Raw genomic sequence first — 13,731 nt, forward strand, 5'->3', positions numbered from 1 at the left:
CGCTGACGGCATTTTCTGTGGCCATGGCAGGTTCCCTTTTTTGTTCTTAGCGTTTGTAGCTGGTGTCGAGCCGGCGTTCCGTGAACATCGAATAGCGCGACATGCCGAAGCAGAACAGCCAGAAGACGAAGGCTGCAAACACCAGGCCGGACCTGGCGGTCTGCGGCGTCGCCCAGTTGGCGTCGGAAAAGTGCAGCTTGACGACGCCGAGCAGGTCGAACATGCCGATGATGTAGACAAGGCTGGTGTCCTTGAACATGCCGATGAAGGTGTTGACGATGCCGGGAATGACCAGCTTCAGCGCCTGCGGCAGCACGATCAGGCCCATCTTCTGCCAGTAGCCGAGGCCGAGCGAATCGGCACCCTCATACTGGCCCTTGGGGATCGCCTGCAGGCCGCCGCGCACCACTTCGGCCATATAGGCAGCGGCAAACAGCGATACGCCGATCAGCGCGCGCAGCAACTTGTCGAAGGTGACGCCGGCCGGCAGGAAAAGTGGCAGCATGACGCTGGCCATGAACAGCACGGTGATCAGCGGGATGCCGCGCACCGTCTCGATGAAGATGACGCACAGCGTCTTGACGATCGGCATCTTCGAGCGCCGGCCGAGCGCCAGCACGATGCCGACCGGCAGTGAAACAGCAATGCCGACGAAGGACAGGCTGAGCGTCACCAGCAGGCCGCCCCACAGCGGAGTTTCGACCTGCAGCAGGCCGAACACGCCGCCCGTCAGCAGGATGAAGGCAACGATCGGCAGTGCCAGGAAGAACAGGATGGCGTTCAACCCCTTGCGCGGCACGCGCGGGATGAGCAACGGCACCAGCAACACCACGAACAGGATGGCGACCAGGATCGGCCGCCAGCGCTCCTCGATCGGATAGCGGCCGAACATGAACTGGCCGAACTTGGCGTTGACGAAGGCCCAGCAGGCGCCGGACCAGCCGTCCGGCTGGATGCCGCCCTGCGCCACCGTGGCGCAGAAGGTGCGGTCGGTTCCGGTCCATTGGGCGTTGATGAAGGCCCAATTGATAATCTGCGGCAGGATCATCGCGACCAGTACGATGCCGACGATGGTCAGGATGGTGTCGCCGGTCGACGCGATCAGGTTCTTGCGGATCCAGGCCCCCAGACCGCGCACGCCGGCGGGCGCCTGTTGCGACAGCGCCATTTCGGTCCGAACCCAGGAGGTATCGTGTTCCTGCATGTCGCTACCTCTCCACCAGCGCCATCCTGGCGTTGACCACGTTCATCACCGCCGAGGTCAGCAGGCTGAGCACGAGATAGACCACCATCATGATCAGCACGCACTCGATCGCCTGGCCGGTCTGGTTCAGCACCGTTCCAGCGGTCGCCGTCAGATCCGGATAACCGATGGCGATGGCGAGCGAAGAGTTCTTGGTCAGGTTCAGATACTGGCTGGTCAATGGCGGAATGATGATGCGCATGGCTTGCGGAACAACCACAAGCCGCAGGATCGATCCTGGACGCAGACCCAGCGCACCGGCTGCTTCGCTCTGGCCCTTGCTGACGCCCATGATGCCGGCGCGCACGATTTCGGCGATGAAGGCCGCAGTATAGCAGGACAGCGCCAGATAGAGCGACAGGAACTCCGGCTTGACCTGGAAGCCGCCAGTCAGGTTGAAGGTCGATTGCTTTGGATAGTCGAAGCTCAGCGGGAAGCCGCTCAGCGCATAGGCAAGCAACGGCAGGCCGACGATCAGCGCCGCCGACGTCCAGAACACCGGGAATTGCTGGCCGGTCGCCATCTGCCGCTGACGCGCCTTGCGGGCAACGAACCACGCCATGGCGATGCCGACAAGCAAAGCGACGAAGATCAACCAGGAGCCGTCGCCCCAGACGGCGCGCGGAAAATAGAAGCCGCGCTGGTTGAGGAAGGAGCCGAACGGCAGGTTGATGCTCTCGCGCGGTATGGGAAGCACGGCAAGCACGCCGGAATACCAGAAGAAGATAACCAGCAGCGGCGGAATGTTGCGGAAGACCTCGACATAGACCATGCAGATCTTGCGGATCAGCCAGTTGTGCGAAAGCCGGCCGATGCCGAGGATGAAGCCGATGATGGTGGCGGTAATGATGCCGGCGGCGGCAACGATGAGCGTGTTGATGAAGCCGACCACAATGGCGCGGCCATAGGTCGAATCCGACGAATAGGCGATGGCGCTGTCACTGATGTCGAAGCCGGCGCGGCCCCTGAGGAAGCCGAAGCCTGATGCAATGTGCAGGCGCGTCAGATTGTCGATGGTGTTTTGGACGATCCACCAGACCAACGCCACCAGCACGATGACGACCACCGCCTGGAAAAATATGCCGCGGACCTTCGGATCGTTGATGAAGGAGCCGCGGCTTGGCTCCTCGCGAAGAATTTCCTGCGATGCCATTCGACCATCCCCTGGAAAGAGAAACCGGAAGGCAGACGATCTGCCTTCCGGATCACATCTCGATCAGCGGATGGGCGGAGCGTATTGCAGGCCGCCCTTGGTCCACAGCGCGTTGATGCCGCGCGCTATCTTCAGCGGGCTGCCCGAACCGACATTGCGTTCAAACAGTTCGCCGTAATTGCCGACGGCCTTGACGATGTTGACGACCCAGTCGTTGGAGACGCCGAGATCGGTGCCGATCTTGGTATCAGCTTCCTCGCCGAGCACGCGCTTGATCTCGGGATTGTCCGAGGTCTTCATCTCCTCGACATTGGCCTTGGTGATGCCGAGTTCCTCTGCCTGCAACAACGCGAAATAGGTCCACTTGACGATGTGGTACCATTGGTCGTCGCCCTGGCGCACGGCCGGTCCGAGCGGTTCCTTGGAGATGATCTCGGGCAGCACGACGTGGTCGGCGGGTGCGCCGAGCGTCAGGCGGATGCCGTAGAGGCCGGACTGGTCGGTGGTGTAGACGTCGCAGCGGCCGGCGTCATAGGCGGCGTTGACCTCTTCCAGCTTTTCGAAGACGACCGGGTTGTATTCCATCTTGTTCGACTTGAAATAGTCGGCAAGGTTGAGTTCGGTTGTGGTGCCACTCTGCACGCAGACCGCCGCGCCCGAAAGCTGTAGTGCGGAATTCACGCCCGGCAGCTTCTTGGCATTGATCATGAAGCCCTGGCCGTCATAGTAGGTGACTCCGACGAAGTTCAGCCCAAGCGCCGTATCGCGGTTGATGGTCCAGGTGGTGTTGCGCGACAGGAGGTCGATCTCGCCTGACTGCAGTGCGGTGAAGCGTTCCTTGGCGCTGAGCGGCGTGAACTTGACCTTGGTGCCATCGCCAAAAACGGCGGCCGCGACAGCGCGGCAGAAATCCGCATCGATGCCTTGCCAGTCGCCCTTGTCGTCTGGCGCCGAGAAGCCGGCCAGACCGGTCGAGACGCCGCATTGGATGAAGCCTTTGGCCTTGACGTCGTCAAGCGTGGCCGCCGACGCGGCCGAAGCCACCAATCCAAGCGCGGCGGCGCCTAGAATGCCGATTGCAATGTGTTTCATAACCCACAGACCCTTTTCTGTTTTTTTCAGGCGAACCTGACTTTTTTCCGTGTGAACGCAGCTCCCGTTCCGGCCCATTCCCGGAACCCGCATCGCAACCGACGCGCTGCCTCCCATTCACGAACTGCATCGAAGGCGATTATTTCAGTGAGGTCAAGGAAAATGACCGAAACCGAAAGAGTTCGAAAACCAATTGCCGCAAATGCCTGAATTGCAGACAAACGCGCCTGGAAATTACCCAGCGGTGCGAACAAAGCCGGCAAGGTCCGATCAACGCGAATCGGGCGGGGCTTTTGAAATCTGCCTTCGGCAGGCTGCACTACTGAGTTGTCATGGGATGAATTGGCACATCCAAGTCCGCCGGCTGGCGGATGGCGAACGGTTGCGCGGCCAATGCCGCCGCACTATGGCTAGCGCTTCATCAGAGGCGAAGCGCAATGGCAAAAGACGGCGACGAAATGGGCATCAACACGCGGCTTGCCCACTCGGGCAACAATCCGCACGACTATTTCGGCTTCGTCAATCCGCCGGTCGTGCATGCCTCGACCGTGCTCTATCCCAACGCGGCGACGATGGCGGCACGCAGCCAGAAATACACCTACGGCACGCGCGGCACGCCGACCACCGACGCGCTTGCCAGCGCCATCGACGGGCTGGAAGGCTCAACCGGCACGATTGTGGTGCCCTCGGGCCTGGCAGCGGTGACGGTGCCGCTGCTCGCCTTCCTGTCGGCGGGCGACCATGTCCTGATCGTCGATTCCGTCTATCACCCGACCCGCAATTTCGCCGATACGATGCTGAAACGGCTGGGCGTCGAGGTCGAGTACTACGATCCGCATGTCGGCGCCGGTATTGCCGCGCTGATCAAGTCCAACACCAGGGTCGTGTTCACCGAATCGCCGGCCTCCAACACTTTCGAGGTGCAGGACATACCTGCCATTGCCAGCGCCGCACACGCGGCAGGTGCGATCGTCATGATGGACAACACCTGGGCGACGCCGCTCTACTTCCGCCCGCTCGACCATGGCGCCGACATCTCGATCCATGCGGCGACGAAATACCCGGCCGGCCATTCCGACGTGCTGCTCGGCACCGCGTCGGCCAACAAGGCCTGCTGGAAACAGCTTTGCGAGACCTTCTACACGATGGGCTGCTGCGCCGGGCCGGACGATGTCTATCAGGTGCTGCGCGGCCTGCGCACCATGGGCGTACGGCTGGACCGCCATCAGCGCAGCGCACTGGCCATCGCCGGCTGGCTGGAGGGCCAGCCGGGGGTGGCGCGCGTGCTGCATCCAGCGCTTGCCAGCCACCCCGATCACGATCTCTGGAAGCGCGACTTCTGCGGCTCGAGCGGCATCTTTTCAATCGTGCTCAAGGGCGGCGGCCAGAAACAGCAGCATGCCTTCCTCGATGCGCTCAGGATATTCGGCCTCGGCTATTCCTGGGGCGGCTATGAGAGCCTTGCGGTGCCGGTGTTCCTCGGCGACCGCGTCGTCGCCAAGGGTCCTTATGACGGCCCGCTCATCCGCCTGCAGATCGGGCTCGAGGATGTCGAGGATTTGAAGGCCGATCTGGCGCGCGGCTTCACTGCGGCGGCGGCCGCTGCTTAAGCGACGAAAGGGGTCTCTAACAGGCGCATCTTCGGCCTGATCGCGCAGGCCGATCTGCTGGCCGCAACGGCGCGCGCAAGCTGCAGACAAGCTGCTGGTGGAAGCGGTAGCGTAGTCGGTGCCGGCCGCCGGGAAAAATGTTCGGGAACCTTTTGCCGGTTAAGCCGTCCAATGTTTCGATCGGAGGATTTGCCTCAGGTCAGGAGATTGGCTCGCGATGAGGAAACCGGTCATGTCTGCGACCGTCATGCCCGCCGCATCCGGCGAGATGCAGCTTGTCGGCCGTGCGCTGGCGCGCGAGGGCGGAGCCTTCCACACGATTATCAAAATGCACAACCAGCGACTCTATCGTATCGCCCGCAGCGTCGTCCGCAACGACAGCGAGGCTGAAGACGTCGTGCAGGAGGCCTATGTCAGGGCCTTTGCCCAGCTCGGGGATTTTCGCGGCGAATCCTCTCTCGCCACATGGCTGTCACGCATCGTCATCAACGAGGCGCTTGGGCGTTTGCGCAAAAGGCGGCGAACGGTAGCGATGCCGCAAAATCTACAAGCCGAAATCATCAAGTTCCCCCTCAATCCCAGCGACGATCCGGAGCGGATGATGGCGCAACGGCAGATCCTCGAGCTTGTCGAACGGGCGACCGATCGCCTTCCCGATGTCTACCGGACAGTATTCGTGGCGCGGGTGATCGAGGGTCTCAGCATAGACGAGACCGCCGAATTGCTCGATGTGCGGCCCGAAACCGTCAAGACCCGGCTGCACCGCGCCCGCGCCCTCGTCCGCAAGGCGCTGGCCGATCAGATCGGCCCGGTGCTGCTCGATGCCTTCCCCTTCGCCGGCCGCCGGTGTGAACGGCTGACCGCCGCGGTGATGCAGCGGCTTGGCTTTACCGGCTGATTTTCCCGAATTCCCGGGAACGTTTGCCCCCTTCCGGCATCCAATCATCGTCAACTGAAAATGCCCGGAGCCAACCGCATCCGGCGAAGGAGAACGTCATGTTTATTCGATCGACCACCGCACTGGCAGCGCTTTTCCTGCTCAGCGCAGCGACGTTGGCGCAAGCCTCCGACAGGCCGAGCGACCCGCAGATCGCCCACATCGCCTACACAGCCGGCGTGCTTGACGTCGAGGCGGCCATGCAAGCGCTGAAGAAATCGAAGAACAAGGAGATTCTCGATTTCGCCAAAGACATGGTGCGAGACCATGAAGCCGTAAACAAACAAGCGCTTGACCTGGTCAAGAAGCTCAACGTGACGCCAGAGGACAACGCCACCAGCAAGGCGCTGACCAAGGCGGCGGACGAGGAACGGGCGAAGCTCGCCAAGCTCGACGGCGCCGCGTTCGACAAGGCCTATGTCGACAACGAGGTCGCCTATCACAAGCAGATCAACGGCGCGCTCGAAACCCTGCTGATCCCCTCGGCCGAGAATGCCGAACTGAAGAGCCTGCTGGAGACCGGCCTGAAGCTATTCCAGGGCCATGAACAGCATGCCGAACATGTCGCCGGCATGCTGAAATGAGAACAGCACCAACGGTGTCGAAACGGCATCTGTGGATTGCAATGGCGCTAACTATTGCTGCCGCACCAGCCAAGGCCGAAACGATTGAGGTGACGATCGAGAAGCTGGTGTTTTCGCCCGCAAGCATCGAGGCGAAGGTCGGCGACACGATCGAGTGGGTCAACAAGGACGTGTTCGCTCACACGGCGACCGTCAAAGGCGGCTGGGAGGTAACGATCCCGCCGAAGAAGGCGGCGAGCCTGACGCTGAAGACGGCAGGTTCGGTCGACTATTTCTGCCGCTTCCATCCCAATATGAAAGGCCGTCTGACGGTGACGTCGCCCTAGCCATGCCAGCGGAGACCGCCCTGCGCGCTCGCAGGGCGGTTCGGCGACGTCAAGCCGCCTGGTAGCGAGGCGCCGGCTCGCCGGTCTGCGTCGCGGCGAACAAGGTGGCGCGGGCGGCGTCATAGGTTTCCCAAAGCGCGCGGTCGTGGACCGACGGCAGCGTGATGGCTTCACCCTGATCGAACCCTGCCAGGGCCGCATCGACCATGTCTTCCGCGGTCATCACCACTGCCGGGTCGAACGCTGAAAGCGGCATGCCGGCGAACTCGTAGAATTCGGTGGCGGTCGCGGCAGGAAGAACGAGCTGCAGCCTGACGCCGGTTCCGGCAAGCTCCTCCTGCAGGCCACGGCTGAAGTTCACCACATAACCCTTGGTGCCGCTGTAGAGGGAGGTGATCGGCAGCGAGTGCAGCGCCATGACCGAGGCTATGTTGATTATCGCCCCTGCGTCGCGCGACAGGAATGCCGGCAGCGCCGCTCGGGTCAGGCGCGTCAGCGCCGTGATGTTGAGCGCGATCGTCGACGCGGCATTCTCGTCGGACGTGTTTATCGTCGATCCGAGCGTGCCGTTGCCGGCGTTGTTCACAAGCAGGGTGATGGCGGTGTTGGTGGCGAGCACCTTCTCGACACGCGCCAAGCCCTCCTCCTTGGTCAGGTCGGCGCCGATCACCTCGATCTTGGCGCCATAGGCCCGCGACAGCTTTGCCGAGAGGGTTTTCAGGCGTTCGGCGCGGCGCGCCACGAGCACAAGATCATAACCACGGGCAGCGAGGCGGTCGGCATAGACGGCGCCGATGCCGGCGGAGGCGCCGGTGACGACGGCGATCGGCTTGGATGCGGAGTTCGACATGGGCTATCTCCTGAATGTTGAGCGCTCAACTAACTAGCCAGATCTGTGCCCCTTTGCAATGCTTCAGCCCTCAACTATTTTGTAAGGATGAAAAAAACGGTCGAATCGTTTGCGACGCTCGAAGATCGGGACGAGCCAGATGCAGAAGCGCCCGGCATGCCGAGCGATTTCGTCTGCATCAATTCGTCGCTGCGCCGTGCGGCGCGCCGGCTTGGCCAGTTGTATGACGCGGCACTGGTTCCAACCGGGCTGACTTCAACGCAAACCCTTCTGCTCGGCCAGATCGACGGGCTCGCGGCCGCTTACGGCGAGGACGGGCCGACGCTGCAGGTCCTCGCCGGCCGCCTCGCGATCCAGATCTCAGCGCTGACGCACGCTCTGCGGCCGCTTGTGCGAGACGGTCTGGTCGAGGTCAGCCACGATACCCACGATCGGCGAACGAAACATGCTGTACTGACGCCGCTCGGAAAAGCGCGATACCAGCAGGCATATGTCGTGTGGGTCGAGGCAAACCGGCGCGTCGAGACGATTTTGGGGGCGGCCGCGGCCGAAAATCTGAGGAGCCTCGCCGACGATGTCGCCTCGCAAGACTTTCTAGACGCCTATGTTTCGGGCGCGAAGCCGGCGAGCAGCACCGAATCGTCGGAGTGTTAAAGCGCCGCGCGCCCTTTGGGACGCGCCACGGACGGTCTGGTCCAAGTCTTTCTACGACCAGCGACCGCCGCTCGGATGCAGGCGGACGACAATCTGTGCTAAAGTAACCCTATGAAAGCATGGCTGGAAGCGGCAAAGAGCCGGGCGCGCGACATCAAGCTTGATGTCGTCGCCCTGTGGTTCGCCGCACGCGATCCCAGGGTGCCCTGGTTTGCAAAGTTTGTTGCGGGGATGGTGGCCGCCTATGCGCTTTCCCCAATCGACCTGATCCCGGATTTCATTCCGGTGCTCGGCTATCTCGACGACCTGATTATCGTCCCGCTCGGCGTAATCCTGGCCATAAGGCTTGTTCCGCCGCCGCTGATGGACGAGTTTCGAGCGCGGGCTGCCGCGCTCGAAAAACACCCGCAAAGCAGGACGGGGATGTTTCTTGTCGTGGCGCTCTGGCTGGCTTTGGCAGTTTTGCTGATCTGGGCGTTCTGGCCCACCCACGCCAAATAGTCTGATCAGGCTTGCGCTTGAACCGCCTAGGCTGCTGCGCCGGCGGCCTAAAACCCAAGCGCCAGCCATGCCGTCCCGGCAAGCAGCGTGACCAGCGTCAGCGGTAAGCCGACCTTGAAGAAGGCGGCGAACGACAGTGGCGTGCCGGAGACCCGCGCGTACTCGGCGACGATCAGATTGGCGACTGACCGAGCAGCGTGAAATTGCCGGCCAGCGTCGAGCTCATGGCGACGACCAGCCAGGCGCGCTCGGGGTCTTCCAGGCCTGGTATGAACGGCCGCAGCGCCAGCACGGCCGGAACGTTGCTCATGATGTTGGACAGCACTGCGGTGAAGCCGGACAGCCGCCAGACGTCGTCCAGCCCGAGGTTTTTTGCCGAGGCGACGATGTCGGGGCTGAGCAGCGTCTTCTCGGCGCCGGCGACGACGATGAACAGGCCGGCGAACATGAACAGCAGCGGCCCGTCGATCTCGCGGTAGATGCGCGCCGGCTTGATTGCGCGGGTCACGAGAAGAATGGCGCCGCCTATGAGCGCCGCCTTGGCAACCGGAACGCCGGCAAAGAAGGCTATCGCCAGTCCGATGCAGACGACCACGGCCTTGACCACCTGTCCCGGCAGCATGCGGCCGCGATAGACCTCGGGGCTGAGCTCGGCCTTGCGCGCGAATTCGGCGCGATAGACGATCCGTACTATGACGATGACGGCGATGAGGCCGAACAGCGCGACCGGCGCCAGGGCTGCCGAGAAGGCCGGATAGGATATCCCCGACAGCGCGCCGATGACCATATTCTGCGGGTTGCCGGTGATGGTGGCGACGCTGCCGCAATTCGACGCCGTGGCGGTAGCGATCAGATAGGGAAGCGGGTTGCGGTTGATGACGCGGGTGACGTGGACGACGATCGGCGCCATGACCAGGCAGATCGCGTCATTGACCAGGAACGCTGACAGAACGCCGGTCAGCAGCGTCACCATCACCAGCAGCATGAACGGCGCGTGCGCGTGCTCGATGGCGACGGCGCCGAGCGCGCGAAAAGCGCCCGACACTTTCAGATGCGCCACAACGATCATCATGCCGAGCAGCAGCGTGATGGTATCGAAATTGATGGCACGGTAGGCATCCTCCAGGCTGAGCGCGCCGATGGCGATCATCGCCGCACCGCCGAGCAGCGCAATGCCTGCCCGGTCGAGGCGCAAGCCGGGGAACCTGCCGACGGCGACGCCGGCATAGGTCAGGATCAGGATCAGCAGTGCCGCCGCGCCCATCAATGTCATTCGTGGAAAAGCCCCGTTCAGATCCGCCCTGCCCCGCCATTGGCGAATCGCCAATGCCCCTCCTCACTGCGACATGAATGAACGCAAGCACAAGAGATGCCCGCGACGTCGGCGAATCCTGTCTACCGAGGCGCCCGGGCGATTGGTGATACCATCGCGCGGCTGGAATCAGTGAAGGCCGAGCCGACATACTTGCGCGTGCCGATCTCGCCCATCAGAGCGAATGCCGGCGCCTCGCACTCGACCCCAGCAATTCGAGCTCACATCCGGTGAAGGGGTCTGCACATCTGTCGCATCTACCGCGCTCCCGGCGGCGGCATGGCCAAGTGCGCGTGCTTCTGGAAGATCGCAATCTTGTCGCGATAGGTAATCCGGATCTCGCGTCCGCATCCCTCACACCTGTAGTGGGAAACGACCTGAAACCAGCTGCCGTTCTTGATGACGGCGAAGTCGCATTGCGGGCATTGGAAAGTCAGGCCAACAGAGAATAGGCTGGGAGAGAGGGACATTGCAGCGCCTCGCATTCTGGAGAGCTTGTAGGCGGTTTGGCTAGTCCAGCGTCTCGACGACGAAGGATGCGGCAATCAAATCGTCGGCATCGATTCTGCCCTTGCCGCCCTCCATGACGGCCGCGACCTTTCGAAAGGTCTTCAGTTCACTCTCGGTAATCCGGGCGCCGCGCATCCTCTCATTGAGGTCGGCCACGCGCATTCGCAGCGCCTGGGACGCTCCAATCTCACGGTTCGACATGATGATCATACTCCTCCCTGCGCTGAACGGCATCGTCTTCGCGCCAGGCTCTTCAAACCTCAGGCAGCTGCAAACGTTCCTTGGCTGGGCTTCGGTCTGATCCGAGACGGGACCTAAGTCTCACCTGGTTTCGCGTAATAGTCCGGACATCGCGCCACCCGGAACTGCGGCTGCTCGTAGTAGTTGCTCGCTTTGAGTTCATGGGAGAGCCCATGGAAAATGGCGTTCACCGAGCCCGCTGGTTGCTCGCTCCGGTCTTGGCCGTCTCCACAGCGTTCCTGGCGATTGGAATGTCGTTAGGCTTTGGACCGAAGAACGAAACTGAGATCTGCGCAGCTAAGTCCCTTCCTGCGCTGATAAAGGACCACCCGCCATTCCTCGATTTGGCGGGTGGTCCGTGCGAGCGCGACTGAGGCGTCCTCGTCGCTGGAGCCCAGCACCGAGGCGTGGCGCAACTCTTCCTCGTCACGGAGATGCCTGATGTGGAGCCTCATGCCGGGGGCGCAGCGCGGTTCGTCGCCTCTTTATGCGTTCGGTGTAGCCAATCGCGCGGTTTTGAGTTTCTGACAGCGGATTTTAGAGCACTCACCCGTCTCTCGAGCTTTCTCGAAGCGTTCTCGCAGCCGTGGATGCCCTAGCCATGGAATCCGCCAAAGCTACAAGCACGGATTCGTCCGCAGGTTTCGCGACAAAAGTACCGGCCTTGAAGGCCTCACCGCGGCCCTCGATGTCCGTGGCACTATAAATTACAAAAGGGATATTACGGGCCACGAGTTCTTCAGCAACCGAAGAGCTGATGCAGTCCTGCAAGAGCACGTCCAGGATGACGACGTCCGGCTCAACAAGGGCCAAAATTAGTCGTGCACGACTGCAACTTGGCTCTGAGGCCACCGCAAAGCCAGCCTCTCTGAGTGACGCCTCGATATCGATAACGATCATCGGCTCGTCCTCAAAGATGAGCGCCAGAGGCTTTCTCCTGTCCTCCTCCTTTGATGGGCAGGAGCACGGTGTGCGCTGACATCCCGACAACAGGCCCGGATAATTCATAATCCTGTCAGGATCAGAGTCCATACTCAATTTTTAACGAGCGAAAACAGTCACGTCGCACCTAGTCTTCCCAAAGCCTTGGGAAGCGAGGCGTGCCGAAGATCGTCCTCGCCGCCAAGTGCTTCACGCAGGCCTTGATGCCCGGTTTCACCCACTGCGTTGCCGGCCGCTTCTTCATGTCCTTGGGTGCCTCGCCGGCATGCTCCTGGACGCGCTTCCAAAGCCGCTCGCGCATCTCGCGATTGACGCTGACGAAGGCACTACCAACATATTTCCGGGTGCCCGGCTCGCCCACGAGCGCAAACGCGGGCTTGCTCTCCGCGCTCGACGCCAAGCAGTTCGAACTCGCTTTCCGTCAGAGCCTTGACGCAACCGCCTCATCTAATAGCCCGGACCCTGCCACGCCCAGGAGCAACAGCACAGAAAGCGCCAAGACAGCCAATAGCATGATGGGTGTTGCGTCTGGGAAGATGACGGTGATCGCGCGAGTCGACTGAGCTTCCAAAGCTTCACCTCCGCCCTCGATCAACGCTTCTTTCCGCTGGCTTCTCCTCATCCCACGGGACGGGAGCCCAACGTTCTTCATGTTCCAAATTCTGGCCGAGATGTCTCCGGCAATTACCGGATCATCGGACAGATGGCCTGCAATCCATTCAGGGAGGTATTCCTCACCGCGCTCGCCCATGGCACCTAGTAACCTGTCACATCTGCTCAACTTTTAGAATTAATCATATCAATCTACTACCATCGGTTGCGACAGGCAAGCCTTAAAGCGCGTCGCGTTTGACCGGCCTCATGCGACGCGCTTTAGGTTGCTGTTTTATGCATGTCGTTATCGCAAAACCGCTGCACACTTTTGCGCGACATGCATCAGCATTTCCGGAACGGAAAAAATCAGTCAACGCCTACGGCTGGGCAGCGCCGGCAGCTCGCAAATGAGCGCGGACGGCGGCGGCATCTCTGGCTTCCATTCGGGTTTGGGCAGATCGCTAAGTAAGGCGATCATTCGCGCCCTCTGATGCGCAAGGGTGGCACGTAGCGCCCGCGCCAGCCCGATCTCGCTCAATGTGTTGGCAAGGTCGTACGCCGGGCGGGGAATTTCATCGCCCATGTAGCACGGTTTGTTGGCTATCTCCCAACCGGGCCTGTCAACCAGATAACCACCGCTCGAAAAGCCCGCGCCTCCGGGAGAGGAGAAGATGCTGCGGAAGCCGAACGCCCTCCCCGACCGGTGTTCCATACGGAAGTCAAAAAGCCCGCCGCACCTTTCGGCACGGCGGGCGATCAGTCGTTCACCAGGCACAGGGTGGGCGGGGGTGGGCGTGCCCGGATTGTAGGAAATCCTACGCGCGCCGGCTGCGTCGCGTCTACCAACCGGCGGTTGGAATGCTCAACTCGGTGAGCCTTGCTTTACCCGGTCCTACCGCCCCAGCGCTTGTTTCGAAACCGACAGAAGTTCTTCTTCGTCCACCACTCCGGCCATGTAGTTGGCAATAATTCGGGACGCGAGCGCTTCACGTCGATGCGCAGATTCACTGTCAATCTTCAACCGCTCGAACACCCGCGCCAGTAGGGCCAACTCGGTCGGGTTGAAGACACCCGCATGCTCGGCTTTTCCACGAATCGGCATGACAAACCCCCTTCGCCCAGAGATTTTGTTCGTGCGGCATTATCATACACCAAAAAACCGCACCAGCGGAGCGGCGCGCCT

The 13,731-nt window shown here is 61.7% G+C and carries 15 protein-coding genes and 1 pseudogene; 6 read left to right on the forward strand and 10 right to left on the reverse strand.

The genetic code is table 11. The features are described from left to right. Positions 1–46: 46 nt before the first annotated feature. The 3 genes from BQ8482_RS30080 to BQ8482_RS30090 all read right to left on the reverse strand — a co-directional run bounded on the left by BQ8482_RS30080 (position 47) and on the right by BQ8482_RS30090 (position 3,488). Entirely contained in the window at positions 47–1,204 is a 1,158-nt protein-coding gene (locus tag BQ8482_RS30080) for an amino acid ABC transporter permease (protein WP_123150907.1), read from the reverse strand. Positions 1,205–1,208: 4 nt separating this feature from the next. After that, the gene (locus BQ8482_RS30085; RefSeq protein WP_123150908.1) at positions 1,209–2,396 is read right to left on the reverse strand and encodes an amino acid ABC transporter permease; all 1,188 of its coding nucleotides are present in this window, start codon (positions 2,394–2,396) and stop codon (positions 1,209–1,211) included. 63 nt (positions 2,397–2,459) lie between these two features. Further along, entirely contained in the window at positions 2,460–3,488 is a 1,029-nt protein-coding gene (locus BQ8482_RS30090; RefSeq protein ID WP_123150909.1) for an amino acid ABC transporter substrate-binding protein, read from the reverse strand. 437 nt (positions 3,489–3,925) lie between these two features. Here BQ8482_RS30090 and BQ8482_RS30095 point away from each other — a divergent pair, with 437 nt between their 5' ends. From BQ8482_RS30095 to BQ8482_RS30110, 4 genes are all read left to right on the forward strand, one after another. Beyond that, entirely contained in the window at positions 3,926–5,098 is a 1,173-nt protein-coding gene (locus tag BQ8482_RS30095) for a cystathionine beta-lyase (protein ID WP_123150926.1), read from the forward strand. A 232-nt stretch (positions 5,099–5,330) separates the two neighbouring features. Beyond that, positions 5,331–5,996 carry an RNA polymerase sigma factor gene (locus tag BQ8482_RS30100; RefSeq protein ID WP_123150927.1) on the forward strand — a complete coding sequence of 222 codons (666 nt, stop codon included), beginning with the start codon at positions 5,331–5,333 and terminating at the stop codon, positions 5,994–5,996. A gap of 98 nt (positions 5,997–6,094) precedes the next feature. Beyond that, entirely contained in the window at positions 6,095–6,619 is a 525-nt protein-coding gene (locus tag BQ8482_RS30105; RefSeq protein WP_123150910.1) for a DUF4142 domain-containing protein, read from the forward strand. Continuing rightward, a complete protein-coding gene (locus BQ8482_RS30110; RefSeq protein WP_165848770.1) occupies positions 6,616–6,945 on the forward strand; it encodes a cupredoxin domain-containing protein in 330 nt (109 codons plus the stop codon). The genes BQ8482_RS30105 and BQ8482_RS30110 overlap by 4 nt, the downstream gene beginning before the upstream one ends. Positions 6,946–6,994: 49 nt before the next feature. On the opposite strand, the gene BQ8482_RS30115 is transcribed toward BQ8482_RS30110, so the two are convergent. Next, positions 6,995–7,795 (reverse strand): SDR family NAD(P)-dependent oxidoreductase, encoded by an 801-nt coding sequence (locus tag BQ8482_RS30115; RefSeq protein ID WP_123150911.1) that lies wholly within the window; start codon positions 7,793–7,795, stop codon positions 6,995–6,997. A 156-nt stretch (positions 7,796–7,951) separates the two neighbouring features. Between BQ8482_RS30115 and BQ8482_RS30120 the strand changes: the two genes are divergently transcribed. Further along, the gene (locus tag BQ8482_RS30120) at positions 7,952–8,449 is read left to right on the forward strand and encodes a MarR family winged helix-turn-helix transcriptional regulator (protein WP_244603039.1); all 498 of its coding nucleotides are present in this window, start codon (positions 7,952–7,954) and stop codon (positions 8,447–8,449) included. 111 nt (positions 8,450–8,560) lie between these two features. After that, a complete protein-coding gene (locus BQ8482_RS30125; RefSeq protein ID WP_123150913.1) occupies positions 8,561–8,950 on the forward strand; it encodes a YkvA family protein in 390 nt (129 codons plus the stop codon). Between the two features lie 47 nt (positions 8,951–8,997). On the opposite strand, the pseudogene BQ8482_RS30130 reads toward BQ8482_RS30125, so the two are convergent. The 6 genes and pseudogenes from BQ8482_RS30130 to BQ8482_RS30170 form a co-directional block, all read right to left on the reverse strand. Beyond that, positions 8,998–10,223 (reverse strand): annotated as a pseudogene (locus BQ8482_RS30130) (anion transporter). A 549-nt stretch (positions 10,224–10,772) separates the two neighbouring features. After that, positions 10,773–10,973, reverse strand: coding sequence for a hypothetical protein (locus BQ8482_RS30140; RefSeq protein ID WP_123150929.1), 201 nt, complete (start codon positions 10,971–10,973; stop codon positions 10,773–10,775). A gap of 585 nt (positions 10,974–11,558) precedes the next feature. Continuing rightward, a complete protein-coding gene (locus BQ8482_RS30150; protein ID WP_165848771.1) occupies positions 11,559–12,020 on the reverse strand; it encodes a response regulator in 462 nt (153 codons plus the stop codon). Between the two features lie 61 nt (positions 12,021–12,081). Further along, positions 12,082–12,354, reverse strand: coding sequence for a hypothetical protein (locus BQ8482_RS30155; protein WP_244603040.1), 273 nt, complete (start codon positions 12,352–12,354; stop codon positions 12,082–12,084). A gap of 21 nt (positions 12,355–12,375) precedes the next feature. Further along, positions 12,376–12,705 carry a hypothetical protein gene (locus BQ8482_RS30160; protein WP_123150917.1) on the reverse strand — a complete coding sequence of 110 codons (330 nt, stop codon included), beginning with the start codon at positions 12,703–12,705 and terminating at the stop codon, positions 12,376–12,378. A 735-nt stretch (positions 12,706–13,440) separates the two neighbouring features. Beyond that, positions 13,441–13,650, reverse strand: coding sequence for a hypothetical protein (locus BQ8482_RS30170; protein WP_095496570.1), 210 nt, complete (start codon positions 13,648–13,650; stop codon positions 13,441–13,443). Between the last annotated feature and the right edge of the window lie 81 nt (positions 13,651–13,731).

This window comes from Mesorhizobium delmotii (assembly GCF_900149755.1).
In the GTDB taxonomy this organism is placed as follows: Bacteria; Pseudomonadota; Alphaproteobacteria; order Rhizobiales; family Rhizobiaceae; genus Mesorhizobium; species Mesorhizobium delmotii.

Excerpts from the sequence above, each read along its gene's own strand:
- BQ8482_RS30080 (WP_123150907.1), bottom strand. The coding sequence starts at position 1,204 with ATGCAGGAACACGATACCTCCTGGGTTCGGACCGAAATGGCGCTGTCG.
- BQ8482_RS30085 (WP_123150908.1), bottom strand. The coding sequence starts at position 2,396 with ATGGCATCGCAGGAAATTCTTCGCGAGGAGCCAAGCCGCGGCTCCTTC.
- BQ8482_RS30090 (WP_123150909.1), bottom strand. The coding sequence starts at position 3,488 with ATGAAACACATTGCAATCGGCATTCTAGGCGCCGCCGCGCTTGGATTG.
- BQ8482_RS30095 (WP_123150926.1), top strand. The coding sequence starts at position 3,926 with ATGGCAAAAGACGGCGACGAAATGGGCATCAACACGCGGCTTGCCCAC.
- BQ8482_RS30100 (WP_123150927.1), top strand. The coding sequence starts at position 5,331 with ATGTCTGCGACCGTCATGCCCGCCGCATCCGGCGAGATGCAGCTTGTC.
- BQ8482_RS30105 (WP_123150910.1), top strand. The coding sequence starts at position 6,095 with ATGTTTATTCGATCGACCACCGCACTGGCAGCGCTTTTCCTGCTCAGC.
- BQ8482_RS30110 (WP_165848770.1), top strand. The coding sequence starts at position 6,616 with ATGAGAACAGCACCAACGGTGTCGAAACGGCATCTGTGGATTGCAATG.
- BQ8482_RS30115 (WP_123150911.1), bottom strand. The coding sequence starts at position 7,795 with ATGTCGAACTCCGCATCCAAGCCGATCGCCGTCGTCACCGGCGCCTCC.
- BQ8482_RS30120 (WP_244603039.1), top strand. The coding sequence starts at position 7,952 with ATGCCGAGCGATTTCGTCTGCATCAATTCGTCGCTGCGCCGTGCGGCG.
- BQ8482_RS30125 (WP_123150913.1), top strand. The coding sequence starts at position 8,561 with ATGAAAGCATGGCTGGAAGCGGCAAAGAGCCGGGCGCGCGACATCAAG.
- BQ8482_RS30140 (WP_123150929.1), bottom strand. The coding sequence starts at position 10,973 with ATGTCGAACCGTGAGATTGGAGCGTCCCAGGCGCTGCGAATGCGCGTG.
- BQ8482_RS30150 (WP_165848771.1), bottom strand. The coding sequence starts at position 12,020 with ATGAATTATCCGGGCCTGTTGTCGGGATGTCAGCGCACACCGTGCTCC.
- BQ8482_RS30160 (WP_123150917.1), bottom strand. The coding sequence starts at position 12,705 with ATGGGCGAGCGCGGTGAGGAATACCTCCCTGAATGGATTGCAGGCCAT.
- BQ8482_RS30170 (WP_095496570.1), bottom strand. The coding sequence starts at position 13,650 with ATGCCGATTCGTGGAAAAGCCGAGCATGCGGGTGTCTTCAACCCGACC.